This window comes from Avibacterium sp. 20-132 (assembly GCF_023611925.1).
In the GTDB taxonomy this organism is placed as follows: domain Bacteria; phylum Pseudomonadota; class Gammaproteobacteria; order Enterobacterales; family Pasteurellaceae; genus Avibacterium.
In genome coordinates this window covers 46,257-67,816 of the sequence record NZ_CP091456.1, presented here as the reverse complement: position 1 = coordinate 67,816, position 21,560 = coordinate 46,257, and the positions used below count along the sequence as shown (strand labels likewise).

18 protein-coding genes are annotated in these 21,560 nt (G+C 41.1%); 12 read left to right on the top strand and 6 right to left on the bottom strand.

Features of this window, described 5'->3' with window-relative positions; all coding sequences use genetic code 11:
• The 10 genes from rbsB to glyA all read left to right on the top strand — a co-directional run bounded on the left by rbsB (position 1) and on the right by glyA (position 11,819).
• Positions 1-879, top strand: a complete 879-nt coding sequence (rbsB, locus tag L4F93_RS00280) for a ribose ABC transporter substrate-binding protein RbsB (protein WP_250350572.1) — start codon at positions 1-3, stop codon at positions 877-879.
• Between the two features lie 211 nt (positions 880-1,090).
• A complete protein-coding gene (gene rbsK, locus L4F93_RS00275) occupies positions 1,091-2,017 on the top strand; it encodes a ribokinase (protein ID WP_250350571.1) in 927 nt (308 codons plus the stop codon).
• A gap of 37 nt (positions 2,018-2,054) precedes the next feature.
• The gene (locus L4F93_RS00270; RefSeq protein WP_250350570.1) at positions 2,055-3,050 is read left to right on the top strand and encodes a substrate-binding domain-containing protein; all 996 of its coding nucleotides are present in this window, start codon (positions 2,055-2,057) and stop codon (positions 3,048-3,050) included.
• A gap of 173 nt (positions 3,051-3,223) precedes the next feature.
• Positions 3,224-4,876, top strand: coding sequence for an LTA synthase family protein (locus L4F93_RS00265; RefSeq protein WP_250350569.1), 1,653 nt, complete (start codon positions 3,224-3,226; stop codon positions 4,874-4,876).
• 9 nt (positions 4,877-4,885) lie between these two features.
• Positions 4,886-5,473, top strand: a complete 588-nt coding sequence (locus L4F93_RS00260; RefSeq protein WP_250350568.1) for a DNA glycosylase — start codon at positions 4,886-4,888, stop codon at positions 5,471-5,473.
• A gap of 159 nt (positions 5,474-5,632) precedes the next feature.
• Entirely contained in the window at positions 5,633-6,040 is a 408-nt protein-coding gene (locus tag L4F93_RS00255) for a DoxX family protein (protein ID WP_250350567.1), read from the top strand.
• A gap of 218 nt (positions 6,041-6,258) precedes the next feature.
• Positions 6,259-7,863, top strand: coding sequence for a bifunctional phosphoribosylaminoimidazolecarboxamide formyltransferase/IMP cyclohydrolase (gene purH, locus L4F93_RS00250; protein WP_250350566.1), 1,605 nt, complete (start codon positions 6,259-6,261; stop codon positions 7,861-7,863).
• A 21-nt stretch (positions 7,864-7,884) separates the two neighbouring features.
• Positions 7,885-9,186: a phosphoribosylamine--glycine ligase gene (purD, locus tag L4F93_RS00245; protein WP_250350565.1), complete on the top strand. Its 1,302-nt coding sequence runs from the start codon at positions 7,885-7,887 to the stop codon at positions 9,184-9,186.
• 28 nt (positions 9,187-9,214) lie between these two features.
• Entirely contained in the window at positions 9,215-10,432 is a 1,218-nt protein-coding gene (locus tag L4F93_RS00240) for a DUF711 family protein (RefSeq protein ID WP_250350564.1), read from the top strand.
• A gap of 121 nt (positions 10,433-10,553) precedes the next feature.
• Positions 10,554-11,819: a serine hydroxymethyltransferase gene (gene glyA, locus L4F93_RS00235; protein ID WP_250350563.1), complete on the top strand. Its 1,266-nt coding sequence runs from the start codon at positions 10,554-10,556 to the stop codon at positions 11,817-11,819.
• 140 nt (positions 11,820-11,959) lie between these two features.
• Here glyA and L4F93_RS00230 read toward each other — a convergent pair whose 3' ends face one another.
• Genes L4F93_RS00230 through L4F93_RS00210 form a run of 5 tightly spaced genes read right to left on the bottom strand, consistent with a single transcriptional unit; the run spans position 11,960 to position 17,373 of the window.
• Positions 11,960-12,760, bottom strand: a complete 801-nt coding sequence (locus tag L4F93_RS00230) for a peptide ABC transporter ATP-binding protein (RefSeq protein WP_250350562.1) — start codon at positions 12,758-12,760, stop codon at positions 11,960-11,962.
• A gap of 9 nt (positions 12,761-12,769) precedes the next feature.
• On the bottom strand, positions 12,770-13,828 hold the full coding sequence (locus L4F93_RS00225; RefSeq protein ID WP_250350561.1) for a peptide ABC transporter ATP-binding protein: 1,059 nt from the start codon (positions 13,826-13,828) through the stop codon (positions 12,770-12,772).
• 8 nt (positions 13,829-13,836) lie between these two features.
• On the bottom strand, positions 13,837-14,724 hold the full coding sequence (locus L4F93_RS00220) for an ABC transporter permease subunit (RefSeq protein WP_250350560.1): 888 nt from the start codon (positions 14,722-14,724) through the stop codon (positions 13,837-13,839).
• Complete coding sequence (locus tag L4F93_RS00215) at positions 14,714-15,679, bottom strand: ABC transporter permease (protein ID WP_250350559.1); 966 nt, start codon at positions 15,677-15,679, stop codon at positions 14,714-14,716. Before L4F93_RS00215 ends, L4F93_RS00220 begins: the two co-directional genes overlap by 11 nt.
• Positions 15,676-17,373 (bottom strand): ABC transporter substrate-binding protein, encoded by a 1,698-nt coding sequence (locus L4F93_RS00210; protein ID WP_250350558.1) that lies wholly within the window; start codon positions 17,371-17,373, stop codon positions 15,676-15,678. The genes L4F93_RS00215 and L4F93_RS00210 overlap by 4 nt, the downstream gene beginning before the upstream one ends.
• Positions 17,374-17,438: 65 nt before the next feature.
• Between L4F93_RS00210 and L4F93_RS00205 the strand changes: the two genes are divergently transcribed.
• Both L4F93_RS00205 and L4F93_RS00200 read left to right on the top strand, forming a co-directional pair.
• Complete coding sequence (locus tag L4F93_RS00205; protein WP_250350557.1) at positions 17,439-18,842, top strand: YcjX family protein; 1,404 nt, start codon at positions 17,439-17,441, stop codon at positions 18,840-18,842.
• Between the two features lie 21 nt (positions 18,843-18,863).
• Positions 18,864-19,919, top strand: a complete 1,056-nt coding sequence (locus L4F93_RS00200; RefSeq protein ID WP_250350556.1) for a TIGR01620 family protein — start codon at positions 18,864-18,866, stop codon at positions 19,917-19,919.
• Between the two features lie 217 nt (positions 19,920-20,136).
• Here L4F93_RS00200 and L4F93_RS00195 read toward each other — a convergent pair whose 3' ends face one another.
• Complete coding sequence (locus L4F93_RS00195) at positions 20,137-21,447, bottom strand: nucleobase:cation symporter-2 family protein (protein WP_250350555.1); 1,311 nt, start codon at positions 21,445-21,447, stop codon at positions 20,137-20,139.
• Positions 21,448-21,560: the final 113 nt, after the last annotated feature.

The following is a 21,560-nucleotide window of genomic DNA, read 5'->3' as shown; positions in this document are numbered from 1 at the left end:
ATGAAAAAATTGACTTTACTCGCTTCCGCAATGCTTCTTGGCTCATTGGTGAGTCAAAGTGCTATGGCAAAAGAAACGATCGCATTAGCCATTTCTACGCTGGATAATCCGTTCTTTGTTACCTTAAAAGAGGGCGCGCAAAAAGAGGCGGATAAACTGGGCTATAATTTGGTTGTACTTGATTCACAAAATGATCCAGCTAAAGAATTAGCGAATGTTGAAGACGTTACAGTTCGTGGTGCAAAAGTATTACTGATTAACCCAACTGATTCCACTGCTGTTGCGAGTGCGGTACGTATGGCAAATCAAAAAAATATTCCTGTCATTACTTTAGACCGTGGAGCAGCACAAGGGAAAGTGGTAAGTCATATTGCCTCTGATAATATTGCAGGCGGAAAAATGGCAGGTGATTTTATTGCCCAAAAATTAGGTGATAATGCGAAAGTTATCCAATTAGAAGGTATTGCCGGTACTTCGGCAGCACGCGAACGTGGGGAAGGATTTAAGCAAGCCGTTGAGGCACATCACTTTGCTTTATTAGCAAGCCAACCAGCAGATTTTGATCGCACTAAAGGCTTGAATGTGATGGAAAATTTATTAACCGCTCAACCCAATGTCCAAGCTGTCTTTGCCCAAAATGATGAAATGGCGTTAGGGGCAATTCGTGCGACTCAAGCCGCGAATAAGCCTCTACTCATTGTTGGATTTGATGGCACAGATGATGGCATTAAAGCAGTAAAAAGTGGCAAATTAGCCGCAACTATCGCACAACAGCCTGACTTAATCGGGGCATTAGGTGTACAGACAGCGGATAAAGTGATTAAAGGAGAAACGGTTGAAACGCAGATTCCCGTTCCATTAAAAGTAATCAGTCAGTAATAAAGAAAATCCAAGGCAGAACATACTGCCTTGATAATTTCTTTTCGCTAGATTTAATCTTATTAATCGTCGTTTATGTTTAAAATAGGCAATGAGTAAACACCGTAATAAACCATACTGTCGGTGATACGACGTTGTATTCTGTTTAAACTAAACGACGATAAAAGCAAAGTGCGGTGGTTTTTTTATTGATTTTGATTGAGGAATGGTTATGCATAATAAAACATTAACAGTGCTTGGTAGTGTGAATGTGGATCATTTGATCCAAGTTGCGCATTTCCCACAACCGGGGGAAACCTTATTAGGGCATCATTATCAGCTGGTGTATGGCGGAAAGGGGGCAAATCAAGCGGTAGCCGCCACAAGGCTTGGAGCTAAGGTGAATTTTATTGCTTGTATCGGGAATGATGATGTTGGTCGGCAAATAAAGCAGGCTTTTATTCAGCAAGGAATGAATACCGAAGCCATTTCGAGCATTGATGGGGAATCAACAGGCATTGCAATGATCCAAGTCGCAGAAAGTGGTGAAAATAGCATTGTCATTTCTGCTGGTGCAAATGCGCACTTAACCGCACAACGTGTGCAATCCTTTACGCATATTATTCAACAAAGCGATGCATTGCTTATGCAATTAGAAACGCCCTTAGAGGGGATATGTTATGCAGCCAAATTAGCCAAAACACAAGGAAAACAAGTTATTCTTAATCCCGCGCCAGCACAACCTCTTTCTGATGAGTTACTCTCTCAGCTCACGATGATTACCCCAAATGAGACAGAAGCGGAAATTTTGACGGGGATTAAAGTGGTGGATTATCAAAGTGCGGTCAAAGCGGCGCAAATTTTTCATCAAAAAGGGGTTGAAATTGTATTGATTACCTTAGGGGCAAGGGGCGTTTTTGTCAGTCATCAACAGCAACAGGAAATAATTCAAGGTTTTAGCGTTCAAGCAAAAGATACGACGGCAGCAGGCGACACGTTCAATGGAGCATTAATCACTGCGTTATTAGAGGGGAAAACACTCAATGAGGCTATTCATTTTGCCCAAGCAGCGGCGGCGATTAGTGTAACCCGTTTAGGCGCGCAAACCTCAATTCCTACGCGACAAGAGACAGATGATTTTTTAGCTGACAGGAAATAGAATAGCGGGTAGTGATTTGCTGAAGTGAGAATAATTTATGGCAACGATGAAAGATATTGCACGGATTGCGCAGGTATCAACCTCAACGGTTTCCCACGTGATTAATAATACGGGATATGTGAGTGAGGCGATGCGAGCAAGAGTGATGAATGTCGTGGAATCACTCAATTATCGTCCTTCAGCCCTAGCAAGAAGTTTGAAGGTTAAACAAACGAATACCTTAGGTATGTTAGTCAGTGCGACGAATAACCCCTTTTTTGCTGAAGTTGTGAGTGGGGTTGAGCAGTATTGTAATCAACATCAGTACAATCTCATTATTTCTAGCATTGATGGCGCCGAAAATCGTTTAGAACAAAATATTCAAACGCTCATTCAGAAACAAGTAGATGGATTGTTATTAATGTATTCGGATAGCCAATATGCGGATCTGAAACAGTTGAATATTTCATTACCCGTGGTTGTAATGGACTGGTGGCCAACTGCACTTAATGCCGATAAAATTTATGAAAATTCAGAACTTGGTGCTTATCTTGCCACGCAATATCTCATTCAACAGGGGCATCGAGAGATTGCCATTATTACCGGAAATTTGCAAAAATCATTAGCCCAAAATCGTTTGCAAGGGTATAAAAAAGCATTACAAGAAGCACAATTGCCCCTTAATCCTGAATGGATTATTGAAAGCCATTTTGATTTTGAGGGGGGCGTAATTGGAATGAAAAAGTTGCTACAAGCAAAAAAACGTCCGAGTGCCGTGTTTGCTTGTAGTGATACCATTGCTGTCGGTGTTTATCAAGTTGCGTGGCAGCAAGGGTTAAATATACCACAAGATCTTTCGGTAATTGGCTATGATGATATTATGTTGGCGCAATATCTCTCACCGCCATTAAGCACGATTCATCAACCTAAGGCTGAATTAGGTAAGCTTGCGGTAGAAACCTTATTAAAACGGATAAAAACCCCAGAAAAACCTTATCAATCGTTGTTACTTGAGCCTAAATTAGTCGTACGAGAATCAATTGATAAGCGTTAAGTCATATGAGGAAAAGAAAGACAATATCCTGATCGCTGATACCACCTCTAAGCAAGTAGCCTAACAATCAATATTATTGAATATAGAAGATCTTTGTTATAATCTTCTTTCTTTATAAAATAGATAAAAAATCAACCGCACTTTAACTTTTGAATGCATTTTTTGGCGTACTTATGATGGAATACCTCTTACTCTCTCTTTTCACCCTTGCTTCGGTAATTTTTATTATCAATTCTCATTACCGTTGGACCTATTTCTTTGCCATTGCACAGTTTGTGTTATTTTTTAGCTTGATGTTTAGTATTACAGGGCAATGGCAGCGAGGGCTGAATTTTGCTGCCGTGTTGTTCGTGGTGCTAATGCTTTTTCATCGCTTAAAGATTCATTTTTATAAACAGCCTTTGTTAGTGTCTGATTTCTTTTTAGTTTTCGATTGGCGAAATTGGGAAACCTTGTTGCATTATCGCTCAGCAATCTTTGCGATTGCTGGCTTGATCGGGTTAATGGTTTATGCCGTAATGGGCTGGTCTTCAGCCACAGTGGCAAGTGTTGAATGGCGAATTTTTGCAAGTGCGGTGCTTTTTTTCACCATTTTTGCTATCTGTCATTACAGTAAAAATAAATCAGCTATCAAACAGTGGCTTGATTCCTTACCTGATGACGGACGAGATGTGTTTTTAAATTTACCGATGTCTTGCCGAGGTGTCTTTTTCAAACCACCTATTTTTGATGGCGATGCAGATTATTTTCTTAAACAAAAACAACAGGTTGAAGATTATCCGCTAACGGTCGAAGCAGAAAAGCCAGATATTGTTGTATGGCTTCAGGAATCTACCCTAAATCCTCACAGTTTTGTGTTTGAGAAAGCGAATATTCCGCCAATAACAATGTATGAAAATCAAGCGGATACCAAATTTAACAGTCATTTACGTGTGCATACTTTAGGCGGAGCAACGTGGAAATCGGAGTTTGCTTTCCTATCTGGTTTGCCCTCAACGGATTTTGGCGCGATGGCGAATGCCGTGTTTTATTCTGTTGTACCCCATTTACAATACAGTTTTGTGCAGAATTTAAAAGCGCAGGGATATTATTGCGTTGCATTATCGCCTTTCACCAAAGGGAATTACAATGCCAAACCCGCTTATGATCACTTTGGTTTTGATCTGATGTTACAACCGCAAGAACTTGGTTATCCTGCACCGTTAAGTAAGAATTTATGGACGATTGGTAGTGATGAAATGAGCCAGTATGTGCAGAAAATTTTGCAAAAACAAGGTATTCCTGCGCTTGAAAAAGTCAGCCAACCTTTATTTGTTTATGTGCTTACAATGCGTGAACACGGTCCTTATCACGATGTGGGGAATCTGTTTGAATTGCAAAATCAAGGGTTCACTCCGAAAGGCACGGGCGAATTGAATGATTATATTCAGAGAATTGTAAAGCTCAATGATGTCATCGAAGATTTCAACCGCTATATGCAAAATCGTCAGAAGCCTTATGTATTAGCCTATTTTGGCGATCATCAAATTTCCATTAGTGGGGCGCAACCTGCTTATCACTTTGATTACCCACACCCCAACTATATTACTCAGCTTGTTGTGCGAAGTAATATGCAAAATACGTTTAAACAACAACAGAATTTCCTTGATTTGGCACAGGCGGGCGGTTTGATTTTAGAAATAGCAGGATTGCCAGCTGATGAATTTATGCAAGCGAATATTGCAATGCGTAAATTAAGTCAGGGTAAATTGCAAGATTGCCAAGATCAGGCACTGCTTCGTGGTTATCAAAATTACTTATATCAACAATTAAAGGTTGCGAAATAAGGACGAACAATGAGCCAACAGATTGAAACACACCCGTTTGCTGCGATATTGCCACCACACGCCACCGTTATGATGATGGGAAGTTTTCCACCCAAAGCGGAAAAGCGTTGTATGGAATTTCATTATCCCAATTTCCAAAATGATATGTGGCGAGTGTATGGCGCAGTATTTTTTGGCCGAGCCGATTATTTCCAAGTACCGAATGAAAAACGCTTTGATGCTGAACGAATTAAACATTTTTTATGGGATAAAGGCATTGCATTATGCCCAACTGTGCGTAAAGCAATTCGTGAACAAGATAACGCATCGGACAAATTTCTGAGGGTGGTAGAAACGGTCAATCTGGCTGAAGTATTGCCTCAAGTCCCCCAATGCCACTGGATTTTTACAACTGGAGGCAAAGCCACAGAGATTCTGCTTTCCTTATTGCCAGAAAAAGTCAACGTCCCGAAAACTAACAGCTTTATTCCTTATCCCTATCCTGATTTTGCACTCAATTTATATCGCCTGCCTTCAACTTCAAGGGCTTATCCACTTGCCTTTGAGAAAAAGGTTGCCGCATATCGTCAGTTTTTTGAAATGGTGGGGCTGGTTTAAAGAATGCGTTGATTGGATTATCAGCAAATCATTGTGTTATTTTTAACGAATAAGAAAAAGTGATTTTCATTATTATGAATTGTGTAGGCAATGCAATTCCATTATGATACGCGCTCTTTCACTCCTGTTGGAGTAAGATTATTTTTTAAAGGAAACATTATGAATTCATTAAATAAAATTAGCCCTTATGCACTCGGATTATTACGCATTATTGCAGGCTATATGTTTTTATTACACGGCACGTCAAAATTCTTTGAATACCCCGTTTCAATGACGGGGGGAAATGGTGCAGTGGAACTTTTTTCAATGATGGGCATTGGCGGTGTATTAGAAATCGTGGGTGGCGCATTATTAATTTTAGGGCTGTTTACCCGTCCCGTAGCATTCATTATTTCTGGTATGATGGCAGTCGCGTATTTTCAAATTCACGCTTCTTTAGATAACGTGTTATTGCCGATCGTCAATAAAGGTGAGCTTGCAGCATTATATTCTTTAGTTTTCTTAAACTTTGTTTTCTTAGGTGCTGGTGCATTTTCATTAGACAACAGAGTCGGTAAGAAAAGTTAATTTGTCTTTTTTCTTTCAGCGTTATTGAATTAAACCCGCATTAAGCGGGTTTTTTTGTTGTTTCAGAAAAATAATCAAAAAACACACCGCACTTTGGGATCTAGGTATTATGCATTGTTGGTTTTTTGTTAAGAAATTTGATTTCGTGCTATATAAAAGCAAACGATTGCGTTATAATGCGGAGGTTTTTTCATTTCATTAAATTAAAGGAAATCTCAATGCAACCAAATCGCCCTATTCGTCAGGCTTTACTTAGTGTTTCAGACAAAACAGGTATTGTGGAATTTGCTCAAGGCTTAGTGCAACGCGGAGTGAAATTGCTTTCCACAGGTGGTACTGCGAAATTGTTAATGGAAAAGGGATTACCCGTTATTGAAGTCTCTGATTACACCGGCTTTCCAGAAATGATGGACGGACGAGTGAAAACCTTACACCCAAAAGTTCACGGTGGTATTTTAGGACGTCGTGGCGTGGATGATGAAGTGATGGTTAAGCACCACATTGAGCCGATTGATATGGTGGTGGTGAACCTTTATCCTTTTGCGCAAACTGTGGCAAAAGCGGATTGTACCCTTGAAGATGCCGTAGAAAATATTGATATTGGTGGGCCAACAATGGTGCGCTCTGCAGCGAAAAATCATAAAGATGTTGCAATTGTGGTAAATAATCAAGATTTTTCTGCTGTTTTGGCTGAAATGGATCAAAATCAAAATAGTTTAACTTTAGCAACACGTTTTGATTTAGCGATTAAAGCTTTTGAACATACCGCACAATATGATGCGATGATTGCCAATTATTTTGGTAAATTGGTGAAACCTTACTTTGCCGCTGAGGAAGAAGAACAAAATGCCTTGTGCGGACAATTCCCACGCACCTTGAATTTGAATTTTATCCGCAAACAAACGATGCGTTATGGTGAAAATGGTCATCAAAATGCCGCATTTTATGTGGAAAAAGAACAAAAAGACGCAAGTGTGTCTACGGCAAAACAATTACAAGGTAAAGCTCTCTCTTATAACAATATTGCGGATACCGATGCTGCCTTGGAATGCGTGAAAAGTTTTAATGAACCCGCTTGCGTGATTGTGAAACACGCAAATCCTTGTGGCGTAGCGTTAGGCGCTGATATTTTAGACGCCTATAACCGAGCCTATCAAACAGATCCAACCTCGGCTTTCGGTGGCATTATTGCTTTTAACCGTCCATTAGATGCCGCAACCGCACAGGCGATTATTGATCGTCAATTTGTCGAAGTAATTATCGCGCCAGTGATTCAAGAAGAAGCGAAAGCGGTGCTAAAAGTCAAGAAAAATGTACGTGTGTTAGAATGTGGCGAATGGCATAGCGAAGCACAGCAACGCTTAGATTTCAAACGTGTTAATGGCGGTTTATTAGTACAAGACAGCGATTTAGGTATGGTAGATCTTGCCGATTTGCAAGTCGTGAGCAAACGTAAGCCAACGGAAAAAGAACTACAAGATTTGCTATTTTGCTGGAAAGTGGCGAAATTTGTTAAATCTAACGCCATTGTCTATGCGAAAGATAATCAAACTATCGGCATTGGTGCAGGACAAATGAGCCGTGTTTATTCTGCTAAGATTGCCGGTATTAAAGCACAGGACGAGGGGTTAGAAGTAAAAGGTTGTGTAATGGCATCCGATGCTTTCTTTCCATTCCGTGATGGCATTGATGCCGCCGCTAAAGTTGGCATTGAGTGCGTGATTCACCCCGGTGGTTCTATGCGTGATCAAGAAGTGATTGATGCCGCAGATGAACATAATATGGTGATGGTGCTAACAGGAATGCGTCATTTCCGTCATTAATTCAAAGTGGGGTAGAAAAAAATGAATATTTTAATTATCGGAAACGGTGGGCGTGAACACGCCCTTGCGTGGAAAGCTGCACAATCCCCTTTAGCCAGTAAAGTGTTTGTTGCACCGGGAAATGCTGGCACAGCACGGGAAAGTGGCGTGGGCAGAAGAGCGGTGGAAAATGTGGCAATTTCTGCGACGGATATTCCAGCATTAGTCAAATTCGCACAAGAAAATCAAGTTGGCTTAACCATTGTTGGTCCGGAAGCCCCTTTGGTGGCAGGTGTAGTCGATGCTTTTGAACAAGCAGGTTTAACGATTTTCGGCCCAAGCCAAGCGGCAGCACAGTTGGAGGGATCAAAAGCATTCACTAAAGATTTCTTAGCTCGTCATCAAATTCCAACGGCAGAATATCAAAACTTTACCGATATTGAGCAAGCCCTTGCTTATGTTCGACAAAAAGGCGCGCCGATAGTGATTAAAGCAGATGGCTTGGCGGCTGGAAAAGGCGTGATTGTGGCAATGACATTAGCGGAGGCGGAAGAAGCCATTAAGGATATGCTTTCAGGTAATGCCTTTGGTGATGCAGGTTCTCGCGTCGTGATTGAAGAGTTTTTAGAAGGTGAAGAAGCCAGTTTCATCGTGATGGTGGACGGCAAAAATGTCGAACCAATGGCAACTAGCCAAGATCACAAGCGTGTGGGGGAAGGGGATAAAGGCTTAAATACGGGCGGAATGGGCGCTTATTCGCCTGCGCCAGTTGTTACCCCTGAAATTCACCAACGTGTGATGCAGCAAATTATTTATCCAACCGTACAGGGAATGGCGGCTGAAGGGAATGTTTATAAAGGTTTTTTATATGCTGGCCTGATGATCGATAAAAATGGTCAGCCAAAAGTCATTGAATTTAACTGCCGTTTTGGCGATCCTGAAACACAACCGATTATGATGCGGATGGATTCTGATCTGGTAGCGCTTTGCCTAAAAGCCTGTGAAGGGAAATTGGATCAAGTTCAATCGCAATGGAAAAAACAAGCCGCGCTAGGCATTGTGCTTGCCGCAGAAGGCTATCCTGCGGATTATCGTAAAGGTGATGAAATCCAAGGCTTACCAACATCTGAGCAACGTGATGAAAAAGTTTTTCTTGCTGGTGTGAGTGAAGAAAATGGCAAGTTAGTCACCAATGGTGGCCGCGTTCTCTGCGCCACCGCATTGGGCGACAGCGTGCTTGATGCTCAACAGAAAGCATTAAAACTCGCAGAACAAATTCAGTGGAACGGTCGTTTCTTCCGCCGTGATATTGGTTGGAGAGCTATTGCACGCGAGAAATCATAATAGAGAATTAATCATAAAAAGGAGCAATATGTATCAAGATAAATCACGTTGTCGCGTGAGAGCCATAAGTCTATTTTTATCTTTAACTAAAGATAAAACACAATGGCAACAGCAGCTACAAATGGCGAAAGCGGAATTTGATTTACTTATTCCCGCTATTCAGCAAAAAGGGTATGAAATTCAGTCTATCCGTATTATCACTAATCCTTTTTGTGAATATTTGGATTTGAGTAGCATTGACACGGCAAAACGTGATTTAGCCTTGCTTAAAACCTTGCTGAGTCAATTGAATGAGAGCGGGTTGCGTATTCGTTTTGCAATTGGGGAAGCAAAAACGGCACAAGAGATCGCGTTATTGCCAGAATTAATCGCAGACTATGGGGATTTATGTAATGCTTGCGTAAATGTGGAACGTGATGAAAATGGTTTTCTAGATTATGCGTTGTTGTTAAATTGTGCAAGTGCGGTGCAAAAAATTGCAGAATTAACCCCTCGTGGTGAAGGTAATTTTAATTTCACCGTGAATTTTAACTGTAAACCGTTTATTCCTTATTTCCCAGCAGGTTATCACCGCAGTGAGCTAGATAATGCGGTGGTAATCGGTTTAGAAACGCCAGATTTATTGGTTGATGTGCTAGAAAATTTGCCTATCAATGAAAATCGCCAGCGGTTCTTTCATCAAGCCAGTGTGGCAATGTCCCAAGCATTGCAATATCACATTGATGAAATACAAAACGTGATAAAATCTGCATTATCAGGTAATTTTAGATTAGCTGGTTTTGATAGCTCAGCAGCCCCATCTAAAAACTGCCATTCAATGACAAAGGTTTATGAATTGCTCGGCGTACCTTATTTCGGTGCAGCGGGTACAGTAGAAGTTTCCGAATTACTCACTCGTGTGTTCAAATCAGTGAAAAATGTCGATTTGGTCGGCTTTTCTGGTTTGATGTTAGCAGTAACTGAAGATTTGGGCTTAGCGGAAGGCACCAAAACATCTCAATTTGATATTCGTGCTTTACTCACTTATAGTGCTGTATGTGGCATTGGTTTAGATACTGTGCCAATTTCAGGTGAAGCAACCATTGAACAAATCGCAGGATTAATGAGTGATACTGGCACAATGGCATTTCGTTTAAATAAGCCCCTTACCGTCAGATTATTCCCAATTCCGAATAAATCTGCAGGAGAAATGACCGAATTTGAAAGCGATGATTTATGTAACTGCCATATTTTAGCGGTGCCATAAGCCTTATAAATGAAAAAAATTCATCCAGATGATGAGAAATTAACAATTAAATTTTCATTAAAAAGTATCACAGAACAGGGTAAACTATCCCCCATATTTTTAAACGAAGAGGACAAACACAATGTTAAAAAGAAGTATGAACATCGCTGATTACGATCCCGTATTATGGCAGGCGATTCAAGATGAAAATCGTCGTCAAGAAGAACATATTGAATTAATTGCATCAGAAAACTATGCTAGCCCACGTGTGATGGAAGCACAGGGTTCTCAATTCACCAATAAATATGCAGAAGGTTACCCGGGTAAACGCTATTATGGCGGTTGTGAGTATGCCGATATTGTTGAGCAACTTGCCATTGACCGTGCGAAAGAATTATTTGGTGCAGATTATGCAAATGTGCAGCCACATTCTGGTTCGCAAGCTAATGCGGCAGTTTATATGGCACTACTAAATCCGGGCGATACTATTTTAGGTATGAGCTTGGCACACGGTGGCCATTTAACTCACGGTGCATCAGTGAGCTTTTCAGGCAAAATTTATCATGCAGAACAATATGGCATCACCGATGAAGGCGTAATTGATTATGACGCATTGCGTGAACAAGCATTACGCGTTAAGCCAAAAATGATCGTGGGTGGTTTTTCTGCCTATTCTCAAGTGGTTGATTGGGCGAAAATGCGTGAAATTGCTGATGAAGTTGGCGCCTATTTATTCGTAGATATGGCGCACGTCGCCGGCTTGATTGCGGCAGGGGTTTATCCAAATCCATTACCGCACGCTCACGTTGTGACAACCACAACGCACAAAACTTTAGGTGGTCCACGTGGTGGCTTGATTTTAGCAAAAGGTGGCGATGAAGAGCTTTATAAAAAATTAAACAGTGCCGTATTCCCAGCAGGTCAAGGTGGTCCATTGGTTCACGTGATTGCAGCGAAAGCGGTATGTTTTAAAGAAGCGCTTGAGCCTGAGTTTAAAGCTTATCAGCAACAAGTGGTGAAAAACGCGAAAGCAATGGTCGACGTGTTTAAACAACGTGGTTACAACGTGGTTTCTAATGGCACGGAAAACCATTTATTCTTAGTTGATTTAGTCAGTCACGGTTTAACAGGGAAAGCGGCAGATGCGGCATTAGGCAAGGCGAATATTACAGTAAATAAAAATGCTGTGCCAAATGATCCACAAAAACCATTTATCACCTCGGGTATCCGTGTCGGAACCCCTTCTGTGACTCGTCGTGGTTTCAAAGAAGCGGAAGTGAAAGAGTTAGCTGGTTGGATGTGCGATGTGCTTGATGCTGTGGGTAAAGAAAATGAAGCAGAAGTGATTGCTGCAACAAAAGAAAAAGTGCTAGCTATTTGTAAGCGTTTGCCGGTTTATCCTGCGTAATGTTTTAGTATTACATTAAACAGGCTGGATATGCTATCCAGCCTGTTTTTTATGCTCATAAATGCTATAAAATTAGGTGAGTGCAAGGGGCTTTATTACAAAAATTTTGTAAAAAAACACCGCACTTTATTTTATGACAGTTATCTGAATGCCCAAGATTCATCGGTCAGCAATTGTCCAAAATGGCTTTCTACAAGGCGTTTGGTAATCTCATTTTGTGGGGCGGTGAAGACATCGTGAGTGCTGCCATATTCAATCATTTTGCCTTCATCCATCACCAATACATCATCAGAAATATGCTTAATAATTCCCAAGTGTTGTCCCACGTAAATATAAGCAATACCGAGTTTTTCTTGGATTTCGAGCATTAAATTCATCAGTTGTGTTTTTACGGTGGCGTCAAGTGAGCCAAGGGCATCATCGGTGATGATGATTTTAGGTTCAAGGATCAAGGCACGGGCAAGGGCGACACGCTGTTTCTGGCTCATTGACATTGTGTTGATTTTAATGTTGGCGTGATCAGGGTAAAGCCCTACCAGTTTGAGCGTCGAAAAGATTTTTTCATCACGTTCGGTTTCACTTAAATGTGTAGCAAGACGCAGTGGGGTATCTAAAATCTGCCCAACGTTGAGTTTGGGGTTGAAGGCACTATTGGGATCTTGGAAAACCATACGAATATGTTGCGAACGAGAGCGATAATCGCCAAATTGAAGTGGCGTATTATTAAATAAAATTTCCCCCGCACTTGGCGCGAGAATTCCTACGATCATTTTTACCAAGGTTGATTTGCCTGAGCCATTTTTACCAATAATCGCTAAGGTTTTTTTGCGTTCTAATTGGAAACTGACATTTTCCACAGCAACGAATTGGCTAGATGAGAAAATACCGACATTATCATCAAAGGATTTGGATAAATGTTCAATTTTTAATAAGGCACTCATTCGATTTTCCTATTCTGTGTTATTTTCATCCGTATTAATGATAAGTGGGGTTGCCATTTCTTCTTTTTCTTTTCGCTGATTTTCGCGTAAATTAAGTGGAAAATGGCAAGCAAATTCGTGATGTTTAATTCGTCTTGTTGGTGGCTTATTGATACATTTCTTTTGGGCAAACGGGCAACGCGGTCCTAGACGACAGCCAATAGGCAGTTGATCCAACAGTGGAACGGTACCACGCAATGTGCCTAGACGGCTTTTGAATGGCAAAGGCTGTTTAAAATCAGGAATGGAATGCAGTAAGGCATTGGTGTAAGGGTGATGTGGCGTGTTCAGCACGCTTTCTTTTGGCCCTGATTCTGCATTTTGTCCGCAATAAAGTACGCTGAAACTATCACACCATTCACTGATGCTATTTATATCATTGCTTGCCAGTAAGATAGAGGTACCTTGGTTTTGGTTCATACTCAATAACAGGCGGAAAATTTGCACCTTAGTGATAGATTCCAAGGAATTCGTCGGTTCATCGGCAATTAATAAGCGGGGTTGATTGGCAACCGCGGCAGCAATCATCACTTTTTGTCCTTCCCCTTCGGTGATTTCGTCGGGATAGCTATTCATTATATCTTTATGATCTTTAATGCCTACACGGTGTAATAGTTCAATGGCACGGCGTTTTTTCCAGCCAAACCATTGCCACCAGCGTCCTTTGAATGTCCACGAAGGGATATTTTGAATAAGCTGTTTGCCAATTTTGGTGCTAGGATCTAAATTTGTAAGCGGTTCTTGGAAGATCATTGAGATTTCTTTGCCGACTAATTTCCGTCTTTTATGTGGGCTAAGTTTAAGCAATTCTACCTCATTAAAACGAAAGCGATCAGCGCTAACAATCCACGAATCTTTAATGGTGTTACAAATGACTTTTGCAATGAGGCTTTTGCCTGAACCCGATTCCCCGACTAAACCGCAAATTTCCCCTTCATTTAAGGTGAGATTGACGTTATCGACAATTTTTACTCGACCATTTGGCGTTTTTATTTCTATGCAAAGATTACGAATATCAAGTAGTGCCATTGGAATCCTTATTCATAATATTTTTCAATCGCTTTGTTAATGCCATTGCCGAGTAATAAGGCAACGAGAATGACCGCCATAATCGCAAGTCCCGGTAAGATGACAGTCCAAGGCGCGAGATAAATTAGCTCTAGAGAATCTTTAATCATTACGCCCCACTCAGGCATTGGGCTTTGCGCTCCAAGGGAAATAAAACTTAATGCACTAATATCCAAAATTGCGATGGTAAACGCGCGAGTAATTTCTTGGATATATTTCACCGAAATATTAGGGAAAATGGCTTCTTTGAGTAAAAGCCAATTTGATGCGCCTTCAAGACGAAGCATTAAAATGTATTCCTTTTTCAGCTCTTTTTGAATAGCTTGGTAAATTTCGTGAATAAAGTGCGGTAATAATGCCAATGTAATGGCAAGCATTGCGTTAATCAGGCTAGGCTGCATTAAGGTCGCTATAATAATGGCAATCAGCAAAATTGGGGTGGAAAGGAAAGCATCTAGAAAATGCCCGAGTACACGAGATTTGATTCCTTGCGACATTCCTGCCCAAACGCCGAGAATTCCACCTAATATTGCGGTAAAAACCACCACAATTAAGGCTGAACCTAAGGTGTAAGTTGTTCCTGTGATTAAGCGACTTAGGACATCACGCCCAATATCATCTGTACCAAAAAAATAGGCAATTTTTCCGCCATTTACCCAAGAGGGGGGCATTAGTTCAAAACCGATAAACTGCGTTTCAGCGGGATAAGGGGCAATGAACGTGCTAAAAAGTGCGGTCAAAATAAACAGCAAAAACAGATAAAAACTGGCAAGTGCCACTTTATCTTGGCGGAATAATTTCCAAATGGTGGTTAATGTTTCTGTATGGCGAAATTCTGCCAGATCTTTATCTTGCATACCAACCTTTCTTATTTAACGGATCTAACACGAAGGTGAGTGTTTCTACCAATAAATTTACTACGATAATGCATAACCCAATCACGATAATGCCTGCAGAAATACTGTTGTAATCTTGTTGGGCAACGGCATTAATCAACCAACGTCCAATGCCAGACCAACCAAATGTGCCTTCAACTAACATACATTGTGCGATAACGAGGGTGAATAAGCGTGTCATTTGTGGCACAAGCAGAGGCAAGGTGTTGCGTAAAATATGGGTATATAAAATTTTGTACATAGACCAGCCTCTTGTCATTGAAATTTTGATATAAGGTTGTTCAAACAAATAGGCCGCTCGTTCTTGCACGATGCGGATAATCTCCATTGTAGGCCAAATCATTAGCACCAATGTAGGCAAAATCAGGTGTTGTAGCACATTTTGGATCACCTTAATGCGATAAGGGGCGTCAATAAACCATACATCAATAATAGGAAAGCCCGTGATAGGCTGAATTTCATAGAGTAAATTATATTGCCCAATTGCCGCAATTTCCCAACCATAAATGGCGGCGGCATAAAGCAGGAGGGGCGCAAGCCAAAATACGGGTAAAGAAAGCCCTATCACAGATAAAGTGCGGATGATTTTTCCTAATAATTTTTTACGGTAAACCGCCCCGATAAGTCCTAAAGGAATACCAAAGAGCAACGCCAGTAAAATGGCGGTAAAGCAAAGTTCAAGGGTTGGGGGGAGTACCGTGAGAACTAAATCACTTAAGGAATCACCGCCATTGTAGCTAATCCCCAAATCCCCATTGAGCAAATTTTGCACATAGAAAAAATAGCCTGAATAAAAATGGGGTGTTGCCAAGACTTCATTTAGGGGATCACGCATTAACACGGCATAGCTAATCATAGACAGAATGACTAAGGTGATCACCAACAGGATAAGATGCCGAAAAAAAGATAGGATCATTTTCCTTCTCCTTGCTGATAGGATAGCGTTGTGAAGTTAATGCTACCAAAGGGGGCTAACTCCAAGCCTTTCACGCGCGAATTTGCAATTAACATTCGTTTGACATTAGCCACAGGAATAATGGGTAACTCGGATAAAATAATTTCTTGCGCGATATTATAATAATTAGCGCGTGAACGTAACTGCGTAGTGTTTAAAGCACGGTTCATTGCATCTTCAAAGGGGGCATAGCACCAGTTGGATAAATTGGTAATGTCATTGACTGTACCACAACTTAAAATAGGGCGCATAAAGCTATCAGGATCTAAATTTCCCGCGAGCCAGCCAGTGAGAATTAAATCATAATCTTCTGAGCCATTTCGGAGCTGCTCAATTAAATAAGTTCGCGTAACAGGGCGAATCACTAATTCCACCCCTACCTGTGCTAAATCCCATTTTATTAATTCAGCCATTTTGATTGGTGAAGGGTTATAAACTTGTTCTTCATTTAGCACCCACATTGTTAATTTGAGCTGCTTATCTTGTAAAAAGGCTTTCGCCGCGTTGGGGTTGTAATCATAGGCAAAGTCAGGGGTATTTACCGTTGCTGCCCAAGAAATATTTGGAATAATATTATTCGCGACACTTGCTGTATTATGATATATACGATGAATAATACGTTCTCGATCAATGCCTTGCGAGATTGCACGGCGTAGATCTAAATCTTTCATTGCTGGTTTAAGAAAATTAAATGCCAAATACGACAAATTCATTCCTTCGGTGGATTTCAGATAATATCGCTCATTAAATTGTTTCAAAATTCCCAGTTGGCTCACGTCAGGGCTAGAGGTAATCTGACATTCGCCATTTAAGAATTTAATCAAACGCCCCGTTTTGTCTGTTGAAAGGTCGATAATAATATGTTCAATTTCCCCTTTTTTACGCCAATAATCTTCATTTCTCACTAAACGAACATATTGATTACGCACAAAATTTTGTACTTTATAAGGGCCAGTTCCGACAGGCAAGGTGTCTAGCTGAGAAAGGTTATCGTCAGCGTTGAGTTGTAAGGCGTATTCTTGTGAGAAAATAATGGCATATTGACTGGCAAGATGGGAAAGAATCGACGCATCAGGCTGAAAGAGGTGGATTTGCACTTGATAAGGCGAGGTGGCGACCACAGACTCAATTTTTTCGCGTAATTTAATGCTTTCAAAATAGGGAAAACGTACTTTGCGTGCTTGTTCGTGAAAAATTCGATATTGCGGATTTTTGTAATCCACTAAGGTTTCTAAGGTAGGTAAATCCGTATTATGCCCTAGCACACGATTAAGTGAAAACACCACATCTTCTGCATTGAAATTGCGTGTTGGAGTAAACCAATCCGTTTGATGAAACTTAATCCCTTTGCGTAAATTAATGGTAATGGTTTTGCCATCAGCAGACAGGCTATAACTTTGTGCCAGTACCGGTTCAACCGTGGCACTGTTATTTTTGATTTCAAATAATTTATTATAAATTTGCTCGGTAACCACGTTCATACTGGTTCCCGCATCACTGGTTTGCGGATTAAAGGATAAACCGTTTGCTTGGGTGCAATAAATAAGTCCATTTTGCGTAAGGCTTTTTGGCACTTTAGGCGCTGCGTAACTTGGCAAGCTGATTAGGCTGGCACTCAGCAAAATAGCAGAAACAACGATTTTTCTTATAAACATAACAGGCATATTTGTGATAAATTATGGCGAAATTTTAAAGTATATTAGCGAAATTTAGAAATAAAATGTTTGATTATATTCAAAAAGAGCTGGATAACCTCATTGACCGTGGATTTGACCGCACTTTGCGTTTAGCCGTAACTGGGCTAAGCCGTAGCGGAAAAACGGCATTTATTACCAGTCTTGTGAACCAACTTTTACATATTAATACGCTGGATAACCCCCATTTATCCTTATTTTATGCGGCGCGAGAGAAACGGATTATAGCGGTAAAACCCATTGAACAACGCACGATGCACATTCCTCGTTTTGAATATGAAAAGAACTTGGAATGTTTGACAGACACCCCCGCACGCTGGCCTGATTCTACCCGCGGAGTGAGCGAAACACGCTTGGCAATTCGTTATCAACAGCGTGGCTTGTGGCGTCATTTAAAAGAAACCGGCACACTTTATCTTGATATTTTTGATTATCCGGGGGAATGGCTATTAGATTTGCCGTTGCTTGAATTAGATTTTCAACAATGGAGCGAGCAACAGCGCGAACTTATGCAAGGGCAACGCCTTGAATTGGCGCAAAAATGGCAAGAAAACGTAGCAAAAATCGACTTATTCGCCAAAGCAGATGCAGCGGTTTTGGCGCAACTGGCAAAGGATTACACAGAATACTTATTAGCTTGTAAAGCACAGGGCTTGCATTTTATTCAGCCGGGGCGTTTTGTCTTAGCGGGGGAATTGGAAGGTGCGCCTGCGGTGCAATTTTTCCCTTTGGTTCATCTTAATAAGGCGCAATGGCAAGCCCTAAAAAAAGCGGATAACGACAGCTATTTTGCTGTTTTGACAGATCGTTACGATTATTATTGCCAACATATCGTCAAAGGTTTTTATCGTGATTATTTTTCTACCTTTGATCGTCAAGTGATCTTGGCGGATTGCCTTACCCCCCTTAATCATAGCCAACGCGCTTTTTTAGATATGCAAGAAGGTTTACAAGCCCTGTTTAAGAGTTTTCATTATGGCAAACGCACCTTGCTCAACCGCTTGTTTTCACCAAAAATTGATAAATTGATGTTTCTTGCGACCAAAGCGGATCACATCACCAGAGAGCAACACCATAATTTAATTAGCCTACTACGTCAGTTAGTACAAGAAGGGGGGCGTTATGTAGCGTATGAAGGCATTAAAACCACATACGATGCGATTGCTGCGATTCGTGCAACACAACAAGTTATGGTGAATCAAAATGGAAAATTTTACCCCGCGATACAAGGCATTCGGCAAAAAGATCAGCAAAAAATCACCCTTTATCCCGGGGATGTGCCAAACCGTTTGCCAAACGCACAATTTTGGCAAACACAAGGATTTGAATTTGATCAATTTGAACCGCAGCCCCTTGAACCGGGCAGTGCAATTCCTCATTTAAGAATGGACGCTGTATTGCAATTTTTGTTAGCGGATAAACTGGATTGATCGCAAGAGAGAAAGATAACAATGGAAAAACAAATTTTTCACACCGCACTTGAAGATCGAGAACAACAAGCTTTTGCACCGAAACAAACCTTTTCACAAGAGAATTTAATCATAGAAACGGATGTAGAAGATGAATCGGGCGATCTCGCACCACAATTTGAGCAAGCACTCCAACCTAAACCCCGTTGGTGGAAAAAATGGCTGGCAAGTTCAGCGATCTTTTTTACTGGCGCGCTGATTGCACAGTCGATACAGTGGTTGATTGATACGTGGCAACATCACCAATGGATTTATTTTTCTTTTGCGCTGGCAAGTTGCTTTTTTGTGGTGTTGGGAATTGGTGCAATGGTGAACGAATGGCGTAAGCTCGTACACTTAAAAAAACGAATGGCATTGCAAGAGAAAAGCCAATTTTTATTAAACAAAAGTGCGGGGGATTTTCAGCAAGATTTTTCTGTACAAGAAAGCGAAAAAGTGCAGCAGCTCTGTCAAGACATTATCAAAGCGATGGATATTTCACCGCAATCACCAGAAGTTATCCAATGGCAAAAGCAATCTAATGAAGGACATTCTGCTAGCGAACGTGCCGATCTGTTCAGTCAAACCGTATTAAAACCGATTGATAAACAAGCACAAAAACTGATTAGTAAAAATGCCATTGAAGCGGCGGTAGTTGTTGCAGTGAGTCCTTTAGCGGTGGTGGATATGTTTTTTGTTGCGTGGCGAAATATTCGTTTAATCAACCAATTAGCTAAACTTTATCATATTGAACTGGGGTATTTTAGCCGTTTGCGTTTATTGCGAATGGTCTTGTTGAATATGGCTTTTGCGGGGGCAACGGAAGTGGTCAAAGAAATTGGAATGGACTGGCTTTCGCAAGATGTGACGGCAAAATTTTCCGCCCGTATCGCACAAGGTGTTGGGGTTGGGCTGCTTACCGCAAGGCTTGGTATTAAAGCGATGGAATTTTGTCGCCCGCTTGCTTTTAAACAGGAGGAACGTCCACGTTTAAAACATATTCAAAAAGACGTATTAGCGCATTTAAAAGCGCTACTCTTGCCAAGTAAAAAAGCTTAATCATTGATAAAAACATTGCCCTAAGCATTAATGTGCGAGGGCAATGTTGATTATTGCCAATGGCTTAATGGTCTGAAAATCCCAAAATCTAGCAAAACTCAGTGAAATGGCTTGAAAAAATTCTCTCCATTCTCCCACAATTTGCCTTATTTTGTGGACAAGGTGGTCTAGTTTTAACCACATTATCCCAATAGCGATCCGCTAATAGAATCGCTGCTTAGCCATTTTCTTTTGAATTTTTATCTTGTGGTAGCACCAAGTTTAAAATCAAAGCTAATAATGATCCCACGGTAATGCCAGAGCCAAGGACTTCTTTAAAAAAGTGTGGGAGTTTTTCGAGCAATTCTGGACGAGTAGTAACGGCTAAGCCGCAACCAATGGAAATCGCGATGATTAATCCGTTGCGTTTGCTGCGTTCAATGCGATCTAACATTTGAATTCCCGCTGCAATAATCATTGCAAACATCATCAAACCCGCGCCACCAAGCACTGGAAGTGGAATGGAAACAATTAATGCACCGAATACAGGGAATAATCCTGCTAGCACTAATAATGCTCCTGTTATGGCGACCACATAACGGCTCGCTACGCCCGTGAGAGAAATCACCCCAATATTTTGTGAGAAAGAGGAAAACGGCGTGGTGGACATTATCGCAGCAAGGGCTGAACCTAAGCCATCACATAACACGCCACCGCGTAAATGTTTACCCGTGATTTCCGTTTTAGTGGCGTTACCTAAAGCTAAGAAGTTACCACTTGATTCCACAATGGTTACCAAATAGGCGATAGACATCCCAATAATGCCGGAGAGTGGGAAGGCTAAACCAAAATGTAACGGTTGCGGTACGGCAAAAATTTGTGCGTGTTTAACCCCATCAAAATTCACCCAACCTAGAGCAAGCGCCACTATATAGCCTGTCATCATTCCAATAACAATGGCGGCAGCGGAAAAAATGCCTTTGCCCCATTGAACTAAAATGACCACAATGACCAACACAAAGCTCGCCATCAGCAGATTTTCTGGTGTGGCATAGTTGGGATCAGTGCGTTGTCCACCGGCAAACCAATCTACGGCAACAGGAATCAGGCTAAGACCAATCATCATCACTACCGTTCCGGTTACCACTGGTGGAAATAATTTACGGATATAGGGCATAAAGAAACTGCCGATGATCATCACCAGCGATCCCACGAGGGAAGCGCCTAAAATCCCTGCAACGCCATCTTCACTAAAGCCAATGGCAAGTGCGGCAGCAACAAAGGTGAAACTTGTTCCCATTACGCTTGGTAAACGAATGCCAATTGGGCCTAAGCCACGGCATTGGATAATGGTAACCACACCGGAGATAAGTAAAGCGGCATTGACTAAGGTGATGGTATCCGCGGTAGGTAGCTTGAGTACATTACCAATCACCAATGGCACAGCGATAATACCACCTAATGCGGCAAGTAAATGTTGAGCGGCTAATAATAGACTTAACCCAAAAGGTGGTTTGTCTTCAACGGAATAGAGTAGATTGTTGTTCATAAGGCTTTCCTAGTCGATAAAAAATAGGGCGAATTATACTGTATATTTTATTTTAAGCAATCGTTTGCTTTTTGGCGGTGAAAACATTGTAAAATGACACCGCAACTTTATTT